A 14,691-nucleotide genomic window follows, 5' to 3' on the forward strand; every position below is an offset into this window, starting at 1 on the left:
GACCACAAGCCTGCGTGGCTCTCGATCCGCCTGTGCGGTGAGAGCGCGCTCCGTCATGCCATCTCTCGTGAGGTCATCCATACCGTGGACATCGACGTCCAGAGCTTTGCCGTCATCAACCTCCGCCGCCGCCCCGAAGCGATCGAAATCGGCGGTTTCATCGCAGGGTTCGACCCCGCGACCACCAGCCCCTACATCAACTACGCAACACCTCTGCCCGACGCCCGCCCGAGCCGACGGGACGTCGCAGCCCTGATCGACGCGTTCCGAGAGCACGGCCTCAAGCCACGCCTGGAGTTCGCGCCGGATGGCGCGCCCGCCGTGGACGCGGCGCTTCGGCAAGCGGGGTTCACCACGGAGGCTGTGCACGAGTACCTGGTCTGCACTCCCGTCACCCTGACGATGCCGCCGGCCGTCGGCACGGCCCGCCGCCTCAGCCCCGTTCCGCTGCAGGTCGAAGCCCCGCGTTCGGACGAGGACTACGTGTCGATCGATGCCGCACTGTCCGAGGCGTTCGCCGGGGAGTTCTCCGCGTCCGCGGACGGCGCGGCCAGGCTGCGCCGGGTCGAGGCGAGCGGCGGGGCCGTCCGGTTCGTGCGGGCCCCCGACGGTGACTGCGCCGGTGCGGCCTCCTGCTCGGCGCCCGCCGTGGGAACCGCGGAGTTGGCGGGCGTGGGTACCCGGCCTGCCTTCCGGGGGCAGGGCATCGCCGCTGCTGTCACCGCGGCGCTGAGCGAGGCCATGTTCGCCCGCGGAGCACGGTCGGTCTGGCTGGAGTACGGAGGTGAGGGGTCCCGCCGCGTCTATGAACGGGTTGGCTACCAACCCCATGGCACCCGCCTGTACATGACGCTCGAACGATGACGCCCGGGGCGGGGACGGTTTTGCCGTCCCCGCCCTGCCGCAGTGGCCCGCTGCCCAGCGCGGGCACGGCTCACGGCTGACGGCCGCTTGCGGGTTCGGGGGACGATCCACGGCACGTAACTCCGGGCTGGGTGCCGACGGTTGCCGCCGGCACCCAGCTACCCACCACTTCACCCGGGCCGCCCGCGCCAGAGGTCATCCAGCGGTCTCCGCGTCGGTGGTGACCGTCGTTTCCGTGGTCGCGTCCACCTCATCGGCCCGAGGCGGTGTCTCGGCGACGTCGTCGTTCTCGCTGTCCTCTTCCCGTTGCTTTTTCAGGGCGAGTTCCTTGGCCGTCTTCTCTGAGTACAGTCGCATTTCTGCCTCTGCCCGGGATTCGAACACCGTTGCCTCCTTTGAGCTGTGCCCTGCCGCGATCTGCGGGAGCGTCGGGGTGTGCCGTCCATCGCCAGGTGTAGGCCATGGATGGCGGTGGATGAGTCTTGTGTCTTGCGCGCTGGTCAGGCGGGTGGCGGGTCCGTCGTTCACACGTGTCCTCGGGATGCCCGGTGGTGGGATTCGCTGGTCTTTCCCGAACTCGTCGTCGGGGTGCCATCCAGGGCATCGCGGCCATGCCTGCAGCGGACCAGAGACTCCGTGCCGTCGCGGTCAGGCACCCAAGCGCCCCGACTCCTCGGCATGGCGGACATGGCCGTTGTCATGACGGTGTGCAGGCGACCGTCGACCCTCATGTGCCACCAACCTGTATGCGCCACCCGGAACTTCGTGGCAGGCCACGATGTCGCAACTCATGGAATGCTGCCGCCGCGAACAACACCGTCGGCATGCGGGACACAACGTCAGTGGCGCTCATGCTGCCCATGCCCTCCCACGTGGCTTACGTCGCCGCCCGGCACCGAGAAGGTCTCACCGGCCGCGGCTGCTCGTTGGCCTTGTTCGCAGAGTCCTTGTCCGACACTGTGCTGCACCTCCATAGGTCCGCCCCCGAACGAGCGAAAGACCGCCGTCGTGCATTCCTGGGCTCACACGACTGTCTCGAAGTGATGACCGGACACACCGTGCATCTGTGACAGTGGTTTCGCTCGGCCTGCGCCGGTCCGCTAGCCATCCGATTCCACGTGTGGCAGGGCCTGTCCCGGCGCGTCCAGGAGATCGCCGCCGCCCACCGCGGGTGCCTGCCCGCAGCTCGGCCCCGGTCCAGGCATGCGATCCGCTGTCCTGCGCGGAAGCAGCCGAGGATCCCCCGGCGGACACTCCCGCCGGCCGGCAGGCCCGACGGCGCGTCGACCTCACGGCCATTACGCAACAAGAGGTTGCGGATCGTTGGCGTGACGACTATCGTCATGCGCAACCGATGGTTGCTTATTGGAGGTCCGTGGTGGAGTTCGGAAAGTTGGAGCGCGAGATCCGCATCGATGCGGCACCGGAGATCGTGTTCGATGTGGTGAGTCGTCCCGAACACATCAAGATGTGGTGGCCCGATGACGCGTCGTTCGAGCCTGCGCCAGGCGCGATCGGCGAACTGGTGTGGGGCGAGCACGCTGGGGTTGAAACGATCACGGTGGTCGACGTCGATCCGCCCCGCAAGTTCGCGATCCGCTGGATTGCCCCTGATGGTCAGCTGCCCGATGCAGACAACTCTCTCCTGGTCACCTTCGAGCTCGAGCCCTCCGGTGACGGCACGATTCTGCGCCTGACCGAGAGCGGCTGGCGGGAGAAGGGCTGGGAGGCTGCTGTGCTCGAGGAGACCTTCCACGACCACGAGCGCGGCTGGGACATGTTCCTGCCCAGGCTGCAGAGCTACGCCCCTTCCGTGGTGGTGCGATGACCGTCGACGACGAACTCTGGTCGGCGATCGGCGACCCGATCAGGCGCCGCCTGCTCGACCTGCTGCTCGCGGAAGGAGTCGGTACGCCGACCAGCCTGAGCGATCGTCTCCCGATCTCGCGCCAAGCGGTCACCAAGCATCTGGGCGTCCTCGACCGCGCAGGCCTCGTACACGCGACACCCATGGGCCGCGAGCGGCGCTACGAAGTTGACGAGGCGCAGCTCACCCGCGCCGTCCGGCAACTGAATGAAGTCGGCAAGACCTGGGATGCACGACTGAACCGCATCAAGCGCATCGCGGAACAGATCCAGCGTCAGAAACACGACTGACCAACAGGCCGCCGGAAGCGATCCCTGGCGACCTCCTCGACCGATGTCGGCGCCCCTGTCGACGTCGCACGTGGCGTCCTCGCTGCCGGTCTCCGCAGCCACCGTGCGCATCGCGTTGGGCTCGTATCCCGGTGGCGTGGCGATCGGCACGTTCGCCGCCTCGTCTGCTGTCGTCACTGCCCCTGATCATTGCGGTGATCTCCATCTCGGTCGCCTGGGCCGCCGGCTTTCTGAAGCCTCCGGTAATTGCGGACGCGACAGAGCTCGCGGCGGCGACGGTGTGACCGTCGAGCCTGCGTAGTCATCCGGAAGAATCAATCACCTTTGGAGGACACAAATGAATGGATTGCTGCTTGACGACAAGAACGCGGTGATCTACGGGGGCGGGGGCGCTATCGGCGGCGCAACCGCACGGGTATTCGCCCGCGAAGGCGCGAGAGTTTTCATCGCCGGGCGGACGCAGGCGAAGCTCGACGCCGTGGCGCGTGATATCGCCGCCATGGGCGGAAAAGTCGAGACCGCACAAGTTGACGTTCTCGATCAACAGGCGGTCGAAAAGCACGCCGATGCGATCGCGGCGACGGCCGGCGGTATCGACATCGCCCTCAACGCCGTGAGTGTCATGCACGACCAGGGGACTTTGCTGGAGGACCTCTCGCTGGAGGAGTTCATGCGGCCGATTGACGGCTTTCTGCGGACGCTGTTCATCACAAGCAAGGCCGTGGCACGGCACATGGGCAGCGAGCGTCCTGGCGTCATCCTGACTTTGTCCGAGCCGGGTTCCAAACTGGCTGTAGGCGGCATCTTGGGGCACAGCGTGAGCGCGGCCGGCAAGGAGGCCTTCTCGCGGGTTCTGGCCGCGGAGCTGGCACCCGGCAACATCCGGGTGATCGGCATCCGTCCACACGCTGTCGTCGATGCGCCGGCAGCGGGTTCGTACACCAAGGACCTTTTCAAGCAAACCGCGGCAGCGGCCGGGCAGTCGGTCCAGGAATTGCTCGAAGGCGGAGGGATGGCGCAGGGGACGCTTCTGAAGAGGCTGCCCACGCTCTCTGAAATCGCCGAGACGGCCGCGTTCCTGGCTTCAGATCGAGCTGGAGCCATGACCGGAACAATCGCCAATCTGTCCGCCGGCGCACTTGTCGACTGAGACCGCTGTGTCCGATCAGGCCGACAAGGCCAGACTGCTTCGTTCCCTGCACATCCCGGGCGCTCCGCTGGTGCTGCCGAACGCCTGGGACGTGGGCAGCGCCCGCGCCGTCGTCGACGCGGGCTTCCCGGTGGTCGCGACCGCGAGCAACGCGATCGCCGCCGCTCTGGGCTACGACGACGGTGAGGGTGCCCCGAGCGAGGAGATGATGTTCGTCGCCCAACGCATCGCAGCCTCTGTCGACGTGCCGGTCACCGTCGACGCCGAGGCCGGCTACGGGATGGCGCCGGAGGAGCTGGTCGAACTGCTGAGCGAGATCGGAGTCGTCGGGTGCAACATCGAGGACAGTGATCACGCCAACGGCGGCCTGGTCGACGTCGATGTCCGCGCCACCTACATCGCGCAGATGCGCGCAACCGCCGACCGTAACGGGGTGCCGCTGGTCATCAATGCCCGGATCGACTCCTTCTCCCCCACCTCGCCGCTTGCCGAGAATCAGAAACGTGCCGATGCGATCAGCAGGGCTGAGGCGTACTGGTCGGCCGGCGCTGATTGTGTGTTCCCTCCCGGAGCCGGGCCGGACGACCTCCGGGCCATCGTCGCCGAGGTCGGCGCGCCGGTAAACGCCGGTCTTCCGCTGAAACGCGGGTCGCTGGACGAGCTTCGTGCAATCGGTGTGGCCCGGATCTCCGTGGGGCCCCAGCTGTACCGCAGCGCACTCGACCACCTGCACACAGACCTCCGGCCTCTCTTCGAGGCACGGAAGTGACGGACCAGCTCGACTTCTCCCACAAGCCGACGCTTCACGGGGACTGCGTCGAGCGCCCGATGTCACAGAGCCGACAGCCGACCGGGCTGCGGTCTGTTGGCGGCACGATCCCGGTGTCGGATCAGAACCGTATGGTCTTGACTCTGAGCCCGGTCCGCCGGGCCAGGCCCTGTGCCGTCGGACTGTCATAGGGACGGTTGGCGTTGCAGGTCGAAAGGCTTCGACGGTGCTGGCGGACCCTGCCGGGCCCCAGAGAGAGTCAGTGCCCAGGCCCCGTGTCGTGATCGCTCCTATGGTGGAAGCACACTGACGCTCGGCGCCGAGGCAGGCAGGACATGAGGAAACCGCAGATCGACTACGCGGCGGTCTTCCGGGCCCTGCCCGGCATGGTGGCGCTGCTCACCCCTGACCTGGTGTACGCCGATGCCAACGACGACTTCCTGCGGCTGGCCGGGCGCACCCGCGAGCAGCTGCTCGGCCGCTACATCTTCGACGTCTTCCCCGAGAACCCCAACGACTCCGCCGCGGCCGGCATGCGGGAGACCCGGGAGTCGATGCTGCGGGTGGTGGACACCGGCGAGCGCGACACCATGGCGTTGCTCCGCTACGACATCGAGGATCCCCAGCGCCCCGGCCACTGGCAGGAACACTATTGGAGCCCGGTCAACGCACCCGTCCTCGGCCCCGACGGGCATGTGGTGCTGATCGTGCACCGGGTGGAGGAGGTCACCGAACTCATCCGCGCCCGCGGCGGCCCGGGCGGCGACAGACAGGCCCGCGTACTGGAGGCCGAGCTGTACACCCGCTCCCGCGAACTGCAGGAGGTCAACGAACGCCTGCGCAAGGCGCACGCCCACGAACGCGAGGTCGCCCTGGCCCTGCAGTCCGCGATGCTGCCCGCACCCGGCCCGACCGGGCCGCACGGGGCGGCCGTGCGCTACCGGCCCGCCATCGGCTCCCTGAACGTGTGCGGCGACTGGTACGACCTGGTCGACCTGCCCGACGAGAGCCTCGCGGTCGCCGTCGGCGACGTCGTCGGCCACGGCCTGAAGGCCGCCTGCGCCATGGGACAGCTGCGCAGCGCACTGAGCGCGGCCTGTCGCGTCGCCGACGGCCCGGCCCAGGCACTGGAGGCCCTCGGCCTGTACGCCCGCTCCGTCGACGGCGCCGAGTCGACCACCGTCGTGACGACCTTCATCGACTGGAACAGCCACACCATCACCTACAGCTGCGCCGGTCACCCTCCACCCGCCCTGCTCCGCCCCGACGGCACCGTCACCTTCCTCGACCAGGCCACCGACCCCCCGCTCGCCGCCCGGCCCGAACACGTGCCCCGCCCCCAGGCCCGCACACCCTTCACGGAGGGCGCCACGCTGGTCCTGTACACCGACGGCCTGATCGAACGCCGTACGGAGGACATCGACACCGGTCTGGCCCACCTCGCCGACTCCCTCATCCGCCACCGGCGCTCCGACCCCGAGGCCCTGGCCGACGCCCTCCTGGCCGACCTTCTCCCCCGCGCCGGCAACACCGACGACACCGCGCTGATCGTCATCCGCCTGTGACGCGCTGGGCGGCCGGCTCGTTGCGCGGCCCGCCTGATCGCCGCGAGCAGGCTCCCGTACGTCGTCCACTTTCCGAGCAGAACTCTGGCCACCGGATCCGCTCGGTCCAGGCGGTGCGTCGCCGGCCTTCGCGGAACGGGGCGTTACACGTGTGCGGGACTCGGGGAGGCTTCGCGCACGTGAGTCGCGCCCGACCCGGAGGGTCCTGAATGCGGTGCTAGCAAGAGGGAAGTGCGGGTCCGTTCTCGGCTGCGTACTCTCACCGTCCGCAGACCAGAGGCATAGCAGGAGCACCGTTGGACATCGTGATCATGCGGATGCGCGTCCTGGCCGAGACGGCGTCGTGTGTGTGGATCGCGGTCAGCGGCACCCTCGGTGCCACCACGCGGCACCGCATGCACGAGCATCTGCGGGCTCACACCGAACCGGGTCACAGCGCGGCGTTCCTGGACCTGCGCGAGCTGCGCTGCGCCGACGGGATCACGGCCGAGGACGTGCGCGAGGTGTTCCTCCTCGGTCCCACGGTGTCCATCCACCTCATCGGCGCCCCGGCCGAGGTCCGCACGGGACTCGCGGAGGACCCGCGCGTCACCCTGCACGCCGGTCTGTCGTCCGCATGGGAACAGTGGGTCTGAGAGACAGCGTTGCGCCGCGGGGCCGTCGGCGCAACGCCCGGCGCCGGTCAGGCGGTCGGCTGCGTCTCCTCCCGTCGGCAGTACAGGAAGAGGTGGGGCTCGGCGACGGCGTCGGGGTGGGCCGGGGTGAACATCGCGTGGTGCTCGGACTCCACCGCGAGACCTGCCCTGTTCACGAGGGACACGAGGTCCTCGGTGGCGAAGCTCGTCGCCCGGACCTGCTGCCCCATGAACACGACCTCGACGCCCTCCACGTCGGCGGGCACGGTGGCGAGCACCAGACTGCCTCCCGGCCGCAGGCACCGCGCCAGCCTCCGCATCAGGTCCGACTGCTGCTCGCGGGACATCTGCAGCAGCGAGAAGTACACGCAGACCGCGTCGAACGAGCCGTCCCCGATCGGAACGTCAGCGATGTCGGCGTGGCGGAACGCGGCGTCAGGCACCTGCCGGGTGGCGATTTCCACCATGACGGGCGAGACGTCGATCCCCAGCACGTCGTGGCCGGCCGCGGCGAGCGTCGAGGCAGTGGGACGCCCCGTTCCGCTGCCGACGTCCAGCACCCGGCTGCCGGGAGCGAGCCTCCCGAGCAGCCACTCCAGCGATGCCCCGTGCGCCTCGGAATGGGCGAACGCCTTCTCGTACACGGGCCCGAGCACGTCGAAGACCGCCGCCGCCCGCTGCCCCTGATCCCCGTCGGCCAAGGCATGCCCTCCCGTTGCGGTGTGTGCAGTGCCGGGCATCGTCGCATCCCCGAGCGCGGGCCACAACGCCACCCGACCGGCGTTTCGGCAACCACGGCAACGCGCGCGGCGAGCGAAGGTCCCCGCGAGATGGCCGGCAGCGGCGCCGCTTGCAGGGGGATGTGATGGCACGGCAGGGTTCGGGACGTGGCCACCTTGCTGATCGTGCATCACACTCCTTCGCCCAACTGCCAGGCGATGTTCGAAGCCGTCGTGTCCGGCGCGACGGCACCGGAGATCAAGGGCGTCCGGGTCGTACGGCGCGCCGCGCTGTCCGCGACGGCGTCGGACGTCCTGGCCGCGGACGGGTATCTGCTCGGCACTCCGGCGAACCTCGGCTATATGTCCGGCGCCCTCAAGCACTTTTTCGACCAGATGTACTACCCCTGCCTGGACGCGACGCGCGGTCGCCCGTTCGGCTTCTACGTGCACGGCGGAAACGACGCGACAGGCGCCCGGCGCGGGATCGAGTCGATCACGACGGGCCTCGGCTGGCGCCGTGCGGCCGAGCCGGTGATCGTCACCGGCGAGCCGAGCAAGGCCGACATCGAGGCGTGCTGGGAACTCGGCGCGACGATCACAGCAGGGTTGACGGACTGACCGCGGGGAAGCGAGGCAGGCCTGCCTTGGTAGGCTGCCCGCGCTGATCATGAACATGCGTGACCACGCCGGCGCGACCGACCAAGCGCTGGAGGGTGGTTGAAACGTGTGGCTGGCTGGACTGGGGGCCGGTGCGAACCATGACTACTGCGGTGACGACCGCACTGACGAGTCTGTTGGTGGGGGCCGCCGTCTCGGGATGCGGTAGTGGCAACAGCGCCGAGGAGAGGTCCGCGGACGCGATACTCGAGGACGCCAACGAGACGATGCGGACGCTGACTTCCGTGACAGTCGAAGTCACCAACACTGTGGCCGGCGGCGGCACGGTGACCAGCCGCCTAGTGACCGACCTCGACACCCGGTGCACGTCAAGAACCACGTGGTCACAGGGTGGCACGCTCGAACAGATTCGGATCGGCGAGACGGACTATGTCCGCCCGGACCGCGCCTACCTCCAGAAGTGGAGCAACAGCACGGCCGTCCGCACCGAGCAGGGGCTGTGGGCCAAGACGCCTGTCGACCGGGCGCAGCCCGGCGACGGGCTCAACTCCTGCACACGGCCCTTCGGCTCCTTCGGCACGGCGACACAAGGGAAGACCACCCGTATCGACGGCAGGAAGGCACTCGAACTGACCGTGACCGACGAGGAGGACAAGGAAGGGACGTACACCTTCTACGTGGCCACCGAGGGCAAGCCGTACCTGCTCAGAACGGTCTACAAAGGCGCCGAAAACCGCACCACCACGTCGTTCGATGACTTCAACGAACCGCTGGACATTCAGCCCCCGAATCCGACCGAGGTCCTGAGCACCGACGACACCGACCGCTGACACCAGCGGCGCCCGTTCAGTCGGCGGATCTGCCGTTCGACACTCGGCACGGCGGTGGTGCCGAGCTCGATCCCGGGTGGGTACGACGAGCCGGTGGCAAGGATGATGTAGTCGGCCGTGATTCGTTGTCCGGAGCCGAGTGTGATGCCGGCGGCATCGACTCGCGTCGCACGGTCCCGCAGCACCCGCCCCCGCTTGAGTAGCCGGTCGTAGGGGAAGAAGAGCCGATCCGTCCAGCCGGGGTCGACGAGGCCGCGGAGCGCGGCGACGTTGTGGACGAACGCGTCCCGCGGTTCGATGAGGACGACGTCGGCCACGTCGTCCAGCGCGGTGGCGGCGGCGATGCCGCCGTAGCCTCCGCCGACCACGGCAACAGTGGCAGCGACGGTCTCAGTCATGGGTTACCTCCACATTGGCTGCGCGGACGCAGACGGCGAGGATTGCCGCGTCAGTCTGCTTTTCGCCCGTGGGTCTGGACGAACTGGTGGAACCAGGCGCGGAACCGTGGGTCGCGCAGCAGGTCGCAGTAGCGGCCCCCGGAACGGCTTGAGGAACCTTCAGCGGATTGGTGCGCGGAGTTCAGGATTCCCGGGTCGGGAGGAGAGCCCGGACCTCCCAGCCGTGGCCGTTCTTGGGGCCTGTGTGCAGTTCGCCGCCCAGCGCGGTGACGCGCTCTTTCAGGCCGACGAGGCCGAAGCCGCCGCCGTGCGCCGCGGCGGGGAGCTGGGTGCCGCCGCGTCCGTCGTCGGACACCGTCGTCTCCAGGCGGTCGCCGTCGTGGCGCAGGCTGACGGTGATCTCGGTGGCATCGGCGGCGTGGCGCCGTACGTTGGTCAGCGCTTCCTGGACGACACGGAAGGCGGCCGCCTGTACTTCGTGGGGAAGGCTGTCCGACACCGTGGCGTCGCGGTGCAAGGTGGCCTTCTGCGCCGGGCTCGCGAAGCCCTGTGCCCCAGGTGACGGACTCCCACATCACATGGAAGTTCCAGCGCTGAGGCGGAGGGACGCAGATCATGAGCGCCGCCCCGCTTCGCCGACGGCGGAACAACTCCTTTTGCTCTCAGTGGTGCCGTTGAGGTGCACCCAACGCGACAGATGTGTCGCAGGCGTGGGGCCCACTTGGATGTACCGAGGTAACGATCACTCCACTGATCTGGGGTTTTTGCGCTGGTTGGCATTGAAGCGCGCCTTCTTCTGACGATTCCCGCACGTGTTCATGTCGCACCATTTGCGGGTGCGACTTTGGCTGGTGTCGAAGAAGGCGGCTTGGCAGGTTGGCGATGCGCACAAGGCCAATCTTCCGTCTCGTTCGCCTGCGATGATGCTGATCGCGTCGGCGGCGATCACGCTGAGGGCATCTTCCACGCAGGAAGCCGAGCCAAGCAGCCATCGCCGCTCACCCTCGGGCGTCAGGATGGCCGCGGCCCAACCCTGAGCGCTGCAGTCATTGATGACTTGGACAGCAGACGCAGGTAGAGCGTCCTGGATCGCGGCCGCTGTCGCGGCGGCGTGAATCGACTCCCTCAGTTCCCGAGCGAGGTCGAGCTGCGGGGTGGTGCAGGACGCCACGGCGAGGCCGTTCACTGCCAACCAGTCGACAAGTCGGTGCGGCGTGGGAATGCGCTCCACGGCGTTGCCATGTCGCTCCGACAGCGTCCCCGTGAAGCTGGTCGCCAGCACGTTACCGAGGCGGAAGTCAGGGAACCTAGCGCGCATGGACCACCTTAGCAGGTTGCACGCCAAGCATGGAGGCCTGTTAGAACCGTCTAAGATGGTTCACAATGGTTCGCAGCCGGTTCCGCGATGGCCAGGAGGTCTCATGCCCCGTCCAACCAGCGACGTGCAAGCATTTGAAGCCCGCGCAACTGACGCTGACCTCGACGATCTGCGCGCGCGACTGGCCGCGGCGCGGCTACCGGAGGCTGAGACGGTCTATCGCGCCGCGCCCGACCCTCGCCGGTGGGAACAGGGCGTTCCTCTCGCCGACCTCGTCGATGTCGTGAACTACTGGCGCACCGGGTACAACTGGCGGTCGTTCGAAGAGCGCCTCAACCAAATCGGCCAGTTCCGCACGACCATTGATGATCTGGGAATCCACTTCCTGCACCGCCGATCCGCGCGCGCAGATGCCACTCCTCTGATCTTGACGCACGGCTGGCCGGACAGCATTGCTCGGTTCATCGATGTAGTGGACGAGCTGGCAGATCCGAAAGATGCAGAAGCGCCGGCGTTCCACGTCGTGGTCCCGTCGCTGCCAGGCTTTGGTTACAGCGACAAGCCGGCCACCACCGGGTGGGGAACCGAAAAGATCGCGGCCGCATGGGTGGAACTGATGGGAAGGCTCGGTTACAGCAAGTTCGCAGCCCACGGCGGCGACTGGGGAGGCAATATCACCACGGTTCTCGGCGGCAGGTTCCCGGCGCACGTTCTCGGCATCCACACAACGTTCGCGGAGGGACCGCCCGGGTTGACAACGGGCGGCCTGACGGCAATCGAGCGCAAGTGGACCGAGGAAACCCGCGATTTCTGGCGCCACCGCGCGGCGTACGCGAAGCAGCAGGCGACCCGACCGCAGACCATCGGCTACTCGCTCGTCGACTCACCGGTCGGGCTTCTTGCTTGGATCCTTGACAAGTTCGCCGAGTGGTCGGACACCGAAGACAGCCCGTTCGAGACGATTTCCAGAGACAGGGTTCTTGACGACGTCACCCTGTATTGGCTGACGCGGACCGGCGCATCGGCGGCCCGCATCTACTACGAAAGCCACAACTCGCTGGACCCCGAACTTCGGGTCGACGTCCCGTCAGCACTCACTATGTATCCCCGCGACGTCGAGAAGTGTCCGCGCCCCTGGGCGCAGGAGCGGTACCGACAGATCGTCCGATGGAAGGCGCCCGAAATCGGGGGGCATTTCCCGGCGTTGGAGGTTCCCGAGTATTTCGTCAAAGATCTGCAAGAGGGCCTCGCGGCAGTGCTGGCCGCCAATCGGTGAACGCGGCTGGGTGCCGGTACTCGATCACCGCCTGATCCGGCTCAAGGCGTTGCCCGACGGCTTCGGCCTGGATGCGGTGCTCGGACAGCTTGTCCGACACCACCACGTCGACACCCGCGAGGGCCGGCTCGCCGGCGAGCAGCAGCCCGGCCGGGCCTCGCACGTCCGCTTCGGGACTGCGTCGTCTGTCCCGGGTCGGCGAGGCAAGCAACGCGCCCGTGCCGAGTCGAAGTAGCCGACGTGGCCCGCCTGCTGGCACTCGTGGTGCCCGGCGATGAGCGGTCGTGTGCGCCGTTGACGGCCGGGGCGCCTCCCGCGCATCCGAGGCGCCCCGACAGGCCGGACTGCTGATGGTGGCACTAGCTCTGCGGGACGTCCTTGACGAACACGATTCCGTCGTATCCGGCCAGGTGGGCCGGGTCAAGTGAGGAGTAGCCGTAGTAGGGGGACACTCGGAGGGCGGGCCGCCCGTCGCCGAGGGCGGCGGCCAGCCGGGGGGTGTCGACGAGGTAGCGGTCCTCCGGGAGCGCGTACAGGAGTCCTTCGAGGGTGTCCGATGGCGGGGTGTCCACTCCCTGGTGCCGGATCGTGCCGAGGGCCGTGGCCAGGAAGGCGTACTCCCCGCCCAGGTGGGCGCTCACGAGCGCGCCGGCGCTCCACCACTCCAGCAGTGGGTGGTCCCACATGCGCATCGTGCTCTTGTCGCGCTGGAGATGGCTGTTGTGGGCATGGACCAGGGTCGGGTTCCGTGCGGCGAGGGCGAGGAGGTTGTCGGCCATCATCGAATCCCGCAGTCCGATCAGCCGCGTCATGCGGGCCGGTGAGGTGTCGGCCATCCAGAAGTGGTAGCGCAGCAGGCCGGTGGCGGTGCGCCCGTACAGGCGCGCCCGGTCCCAGTCGTCCCGCGAGGTCGCCGTGATCAGGCGCGGCGTCTGGGCGTCGAGCAGCGCCACCAGATCGTCGGCGAGCAGCCGCAGTTGCCCGGCCTCGGCCGACTGTCCGACGGACTGGGACGGGTCCATCATCGCGGCGGGATCGGTCCACCGGTCGTCGGCGCCGAGCAGGCGGTCGAGGGTTTCCGCGGTGCAGGGAAGCAGGTGCGCGTTCCCCAGGGCCGCGAGGTAGTCATGGAGTGCGGTGAGGGCCTGGCGGGGGCTTGCGGCGTCGGTGATCTCCAGCGGGCCGTCGAAACCGGCGAAGCGTAGCCGCTCGGACGCGGGCCGGCCTTCGTTGTCGGCGCGGACGTTGTAGGCACGCATCCAGCGCACGAGTTCACGGTTGGCCGCGGACGCGCCCAACCCGTGGCTGAATCCGCGCTCCATGACCTCGTCGAGGGTGCCCGTGCCCGAGGTGACGTAGTCGTCCACGACCAGGCCCGCCATGCAGTCGCTCTCGATCGTGATCGTCCGGTAGCCCTCCCGCTCGACGAGCTGCCGGAAGAGCTCGTTGCGCAGGTCGAGCAGGGTGCCCTCGCCGTGGGTGGGCTCGCCCAGGGCGAGCAGCCGCGGGCGGGCCGGGAGCAGCTTCATGACGGTGGCGGACTCGACGGCATAGGCGGTGTCCTTGATGTCAGTAGCCATGCCATAAACGCTATCGTTGAACTTACGGTTGAAACTTTCCAGCGATATCGGCAGGCTCTTGGGAAGAAACCTTCAAAACGGGGAGCAGCTCAGGCCCGTTGATCTGGCGCGCGGGCACGGTCTGTCCACGCAGGCGATCAGGAACTACGAGGAGGCCGGCATCCTTCCGGCCGCCGATCGCACACCCCACGGCTACCGCACGTACACCCCGCTGCACGCGAGGGCCCTGCGTGCGTTCCTCGCCCTGGTGCCCGGCCACGGCCACCGGACGGCGACGTCGATCATGCGGGCAGTGAACGAGGGCTCGGCCGAGGAGGCGTTCCGCCTCATCGACGAGAGCCACGCCCAACTCCTCGACGACCGCCGGACACTCCAGGCCGTGGAGAGCGCCCTGCGCGACCTGGAGCCCACCACGGTGTCCGAGCCCGGTGTGCGGTCCGAGTCGGCCGCGGTGTCCGGTCCCGGCGGCACGTTCATCGGGCCGCTGGCAGGGAAGCTCGGAATCCGGCCCGCGACGCTGCGCAAATGGGAGCGCGCCGGGCTGGTGCGCCCGCGCCGAGACCCGCTGACCGGGTACCGCGTCTACGACGAGGCCGACGTGCGGGACGCCCGGCTGGCCCACCAGCTCAGGCGGGGCGGCTACCTGCTGGAGCAGATCGCCCCGCTGATCGCCCAAGTGCGGGCGGCCGGCGGGCTGGAGCCACTGGAGGCCGCACTGTCCGACTGGCGCGGCCGGCTGTCCGCCCGCGGGCGGATGATGCTGACCGGGGCCGCCGAACTGGAGGCGTATCTCCGCGAGCGCGGATGAG

At 68.5% G+C, this 14,691-nt stretch carries 17 protein-coding genes and 1 pseudogene; 12 read left to right on the forward strand and 6 right to left on the reverse strand.

The genetic code is table 11. The features are described 5' to 3' along the window. The first annotated feature begins 84 nt into the window (after nucleotides 1–84). Complete coding sequence (locus GAS53_RS14080; RefSeq protein WP_151477879.1) at nucleotides 85–864, forward strand: GNAT family N-acetyltransferase; 780 nt, start codon at nucleotides 85–87, stop codon at nucleotides 862–864. A 195-nt stretch (nucleotides 865–1,059) separates the two neighbouring features. Here GAS53_RS14080 and GAS53_RS55140 read toward each other — a convergent pair whose 3' ends face one another. Next, complete coding sequence (locus GAS53_RS55140; RefSeq protein WP_192583107.1) at nucleotides 1,060–1,221, reverse strand: hypothetical protein; 162 nt, start codon at nucleotides 1,219–1,221, stop codon at nucleotides 1,060–1,062. A 1,036-nt stretch (nucleotides 1,222–2,257) separates the two neighbouring features. Between GAS53_RS55140 and GAS53_RS14085 the strand changes: the two genes are divergently transcribed. The 6 genes from GAS53_RS14085 to GAS53_RS14110 all read left to right on the forward strand — a co-directional run bounded on the left by GAS53_RS14085 (nucleotide 2,258) and on the right by GAS53_RS14110 (nucleotide 7,140). Beyond that, on the forward strand, nucleotides 2,258–2,692 hold the full coding sequence (locus GAS53_RS14085; protein ID WP_318722296.1) for an SRPBCC domain-containing protein: 435 nt from the start codon (nucleotides 2,258–2,260) through the stop codon (nucleotides 2,690–2,692). Further along, nucleotides 2,689–3,021: an ArsR/SmtB family transcription factor gene (locus GAS53_RS14090; RefSeq protein ID WP_151477881.1), complete on the forward strand. Its 333-nt coding sequence runs from the start codon at nucleotides 2,689–2,691 to the stop codon at nucleotides 3,019–3,021. The genes GAS53_RS14085 and GAS53_RS14090 overlap by 4 nt, the downstream gene beginning before the upstream one ends. A gap of 337 nt (nucleotides 3,022–3,358) precedes the next feature. Next, complete coding sequence (locus GAS53_RS14095) at nucleotides 3,359–4,171, forward strand: SDR family NAD(P)-dependent oxidoreductase (protein WP_151477882.1); 813 nt, start codon at nucleotides 3,359–3,361, stop codon at nucleotides 4,169–4,171. Nucleotides 4,172–4,178: 7 nt separating this feature from the next. Then, entirely contained in the window at nucleotides 4,179–4,940 is a 762-nt protein-coding gene (locus GAS53_RS14100; protein WP_151477883.1) for an isocitrate lyase/PEP mutase family protein, read from the forward strand. 335 nt (nucleotides 4,941–5,275) lie between these two features. Continuing rightward, entirely contained in the window at nucleotides 5,276–6,505 is a 1,230-nt protein-coding gene (locus tag GAS53_RS14105) for a PP2C family protein-serine/threonine phosphatase (RefSeq protein ID WP_151477884.1), read from the forward strand. A gap of 296 nt (nucleotides 6,506–6,801) precedes the next feature. Next, nucleotides 6,802–7,140 (forward strand): hypothetical protein, encoded by a 339-nt coding sequence (locus tag GAS53_RS14110; protein ID WP_151477885.1) that lies wholly within the window; start codon nucleotides 6,802–6,804, stop codon nucleotides 7,138–7,140. Between the two features lie 47 nt (nucleotides 7,141–7,187). On the opposite strand, the gene GAS53_RS14115 is transcribed toward GAS53_RS14110, so the two are convergent. Beyond that, nucleotides 7,188–7,880 (reverse strand): class I SAM-dependent methyltransferase, encoded by a 693-nt coding sequence (locus tag GAS53_RS14115; RefSeq protein WP_151477886.1) that lies wholly within the window; start codon nucleotides 7,878–7,880, stop codon nucleotides 7,188–7,190. Between the two features lie 147 nt (nucleotides 7,881–8,027). Between GAS53_RS14115 and GAS53_RS14120 the strand changes: the two genes are divergently transcribed. Continuing rightward, on the forward strand, nucleotides 8,028–8,480 hold the full coding sequence (locus tag GAS53_RS14120) for a flavodoxin family protein (RefSeq protein WP_151477887.1): 453 nt from the start codon (nucleotides 8,028–8,030) through the stop codon (nucleotides 8,478–8,480). Nucleotides 8,481–8,620: 140 nt separating this feature from the next. Then, nucleotides 8,621–9,310 carry a hypothetical protein gene (locus GAS53_RS14125; RefSeq protein ID WP_151477888.1) on the forward strand — a complete coding sequence of 230 codons (690 nt, stop codon included), beginning with the start codon at nucleotides 8,621–8,623 and terminating at the stop codon, nucleotides 9,308–9,310. Here the strand turns inward: GAS53_RS14125 and GAS53_RS14130 are convergent. The 3 genes and pseudogenes from GAS53_RS14130 to GAS53_RS14140 form a co-directional block, all read right to left on the reverse strand. Then, nucleotides 9,259–9,708, reverse strand: a complete 450-nt coding sequence (locus tag GAS53_RS14130) for an FAD-dependent oxidoreductase (RefSeq protein ID WP_151477889.1) — start codon at nucleotides 9,706–9,708, stop codon at nucleotides 9,259–9,261. The two genes, GAS53_RS14125 and GAS53_RS14130, sit on opposite strands and share 52 nt — an antisense overlap. Nucleotides 9,709–9,889: 181 nt before the next feature. Continuing rightward, nucleotides 9,890–10,255, reverse strand: a pseudogene (locus GAS53_RS14135) (sensor histidine kinase); the annotation flags it as partial. A 195-nt stretch (nucleotides 10,256–10,450) separates the two neighbouring features. Then, nucleotides 10,451–11,026, reverse strand: coding sequence for a CGNR zinc finger domain-containing protein (locus GAS53_RS14140; RefSeq protein WP_151477890.1), 576 nt, complete (start codon nucleotides 11,024–11,026; stop codon nucleotides 10,451–10,453). Between the two features lie 103 nt (nucleotides 11,027–11,129). On the opposite strand from GAS53_RS14140, the gene GAS53_RS14145 reads away from it, so the two are divergent. Together GAS53_RS14145 and GAS53_RS14150 are read left to right on the forward strand one after the other, a co-directional pair. Then, the gene (locus GAS53_RS14145) at nucleotides 11,130–12,302 is read left to right on the forward strand and encodes an epoxide hydrolase family protein (protein WP_151477891.1); all 1,173 of its coding nucleotides are present in this window, start codon (nucleotides 11,130–11,132) and stop codon (nucleotides 12,300–12,302) included. A gap of 10 nt (nucleotides 12,303–12,312) precedes the next feature. After that, nucleotides 12,313–12,537 (forward strand): hypothetical protein, encoded by a 225-nt coding sequence (locus GAS53_RS14150; RefSeq protein WP_151477892.1) that lies wholly within the window; start codon nucleotides 12,313–12,315, stop codon nucleotides 12,535–12,537. 124 nt (nucleotides 12,538–12,661) lie between these two features. Here GAS53_RS14150 and GAS53_RS14155 read toward each other — a convergent pair whose 3' ends face one another. Continuing rightward, the gene (locus GAS53_RS14155) at nucleotides 12,662–13,882 is read right to left on the reverse strand and encodes an erythromycin esterase family protein (protein ID WP_151477893.1); all 1,221 of its coding nucleotides are present in this window, start codon (nucleotides 13,880–13,882) and stop codon (nucleotides 12,662–12,664) included. A 58-nt stretch (nucleotides 13,883–13,940) separates the two neighbouring features. Between GAS53_RS14155 and GAS53_RS14160 the strand changes: the two genes are divergently transcribed. Continuing rightward, complete coding sequence (locus GAS53_RS14160; RefSeq protein ID WP_151477894.1) at nucleotides 13,941–14,690, forward strand: TioE family transcriptional regulator; 750 nt, start codon at nucleotides 13,941–13,943, stop codon at nucleotides 14,688–14,690. Nucleotide 14,691: the final 1 nt, after the last annotated feature.

It is taken from the genome of Streptomyces albicerus, assembly GCF_008905045.1.
GTDB classification, from domain to species: Bacteria; Actinomycetota; Actinomycetes; order Streptomycetales; family Streptomycetaceae; genus Streptomyces; species Streptomyces albicerus.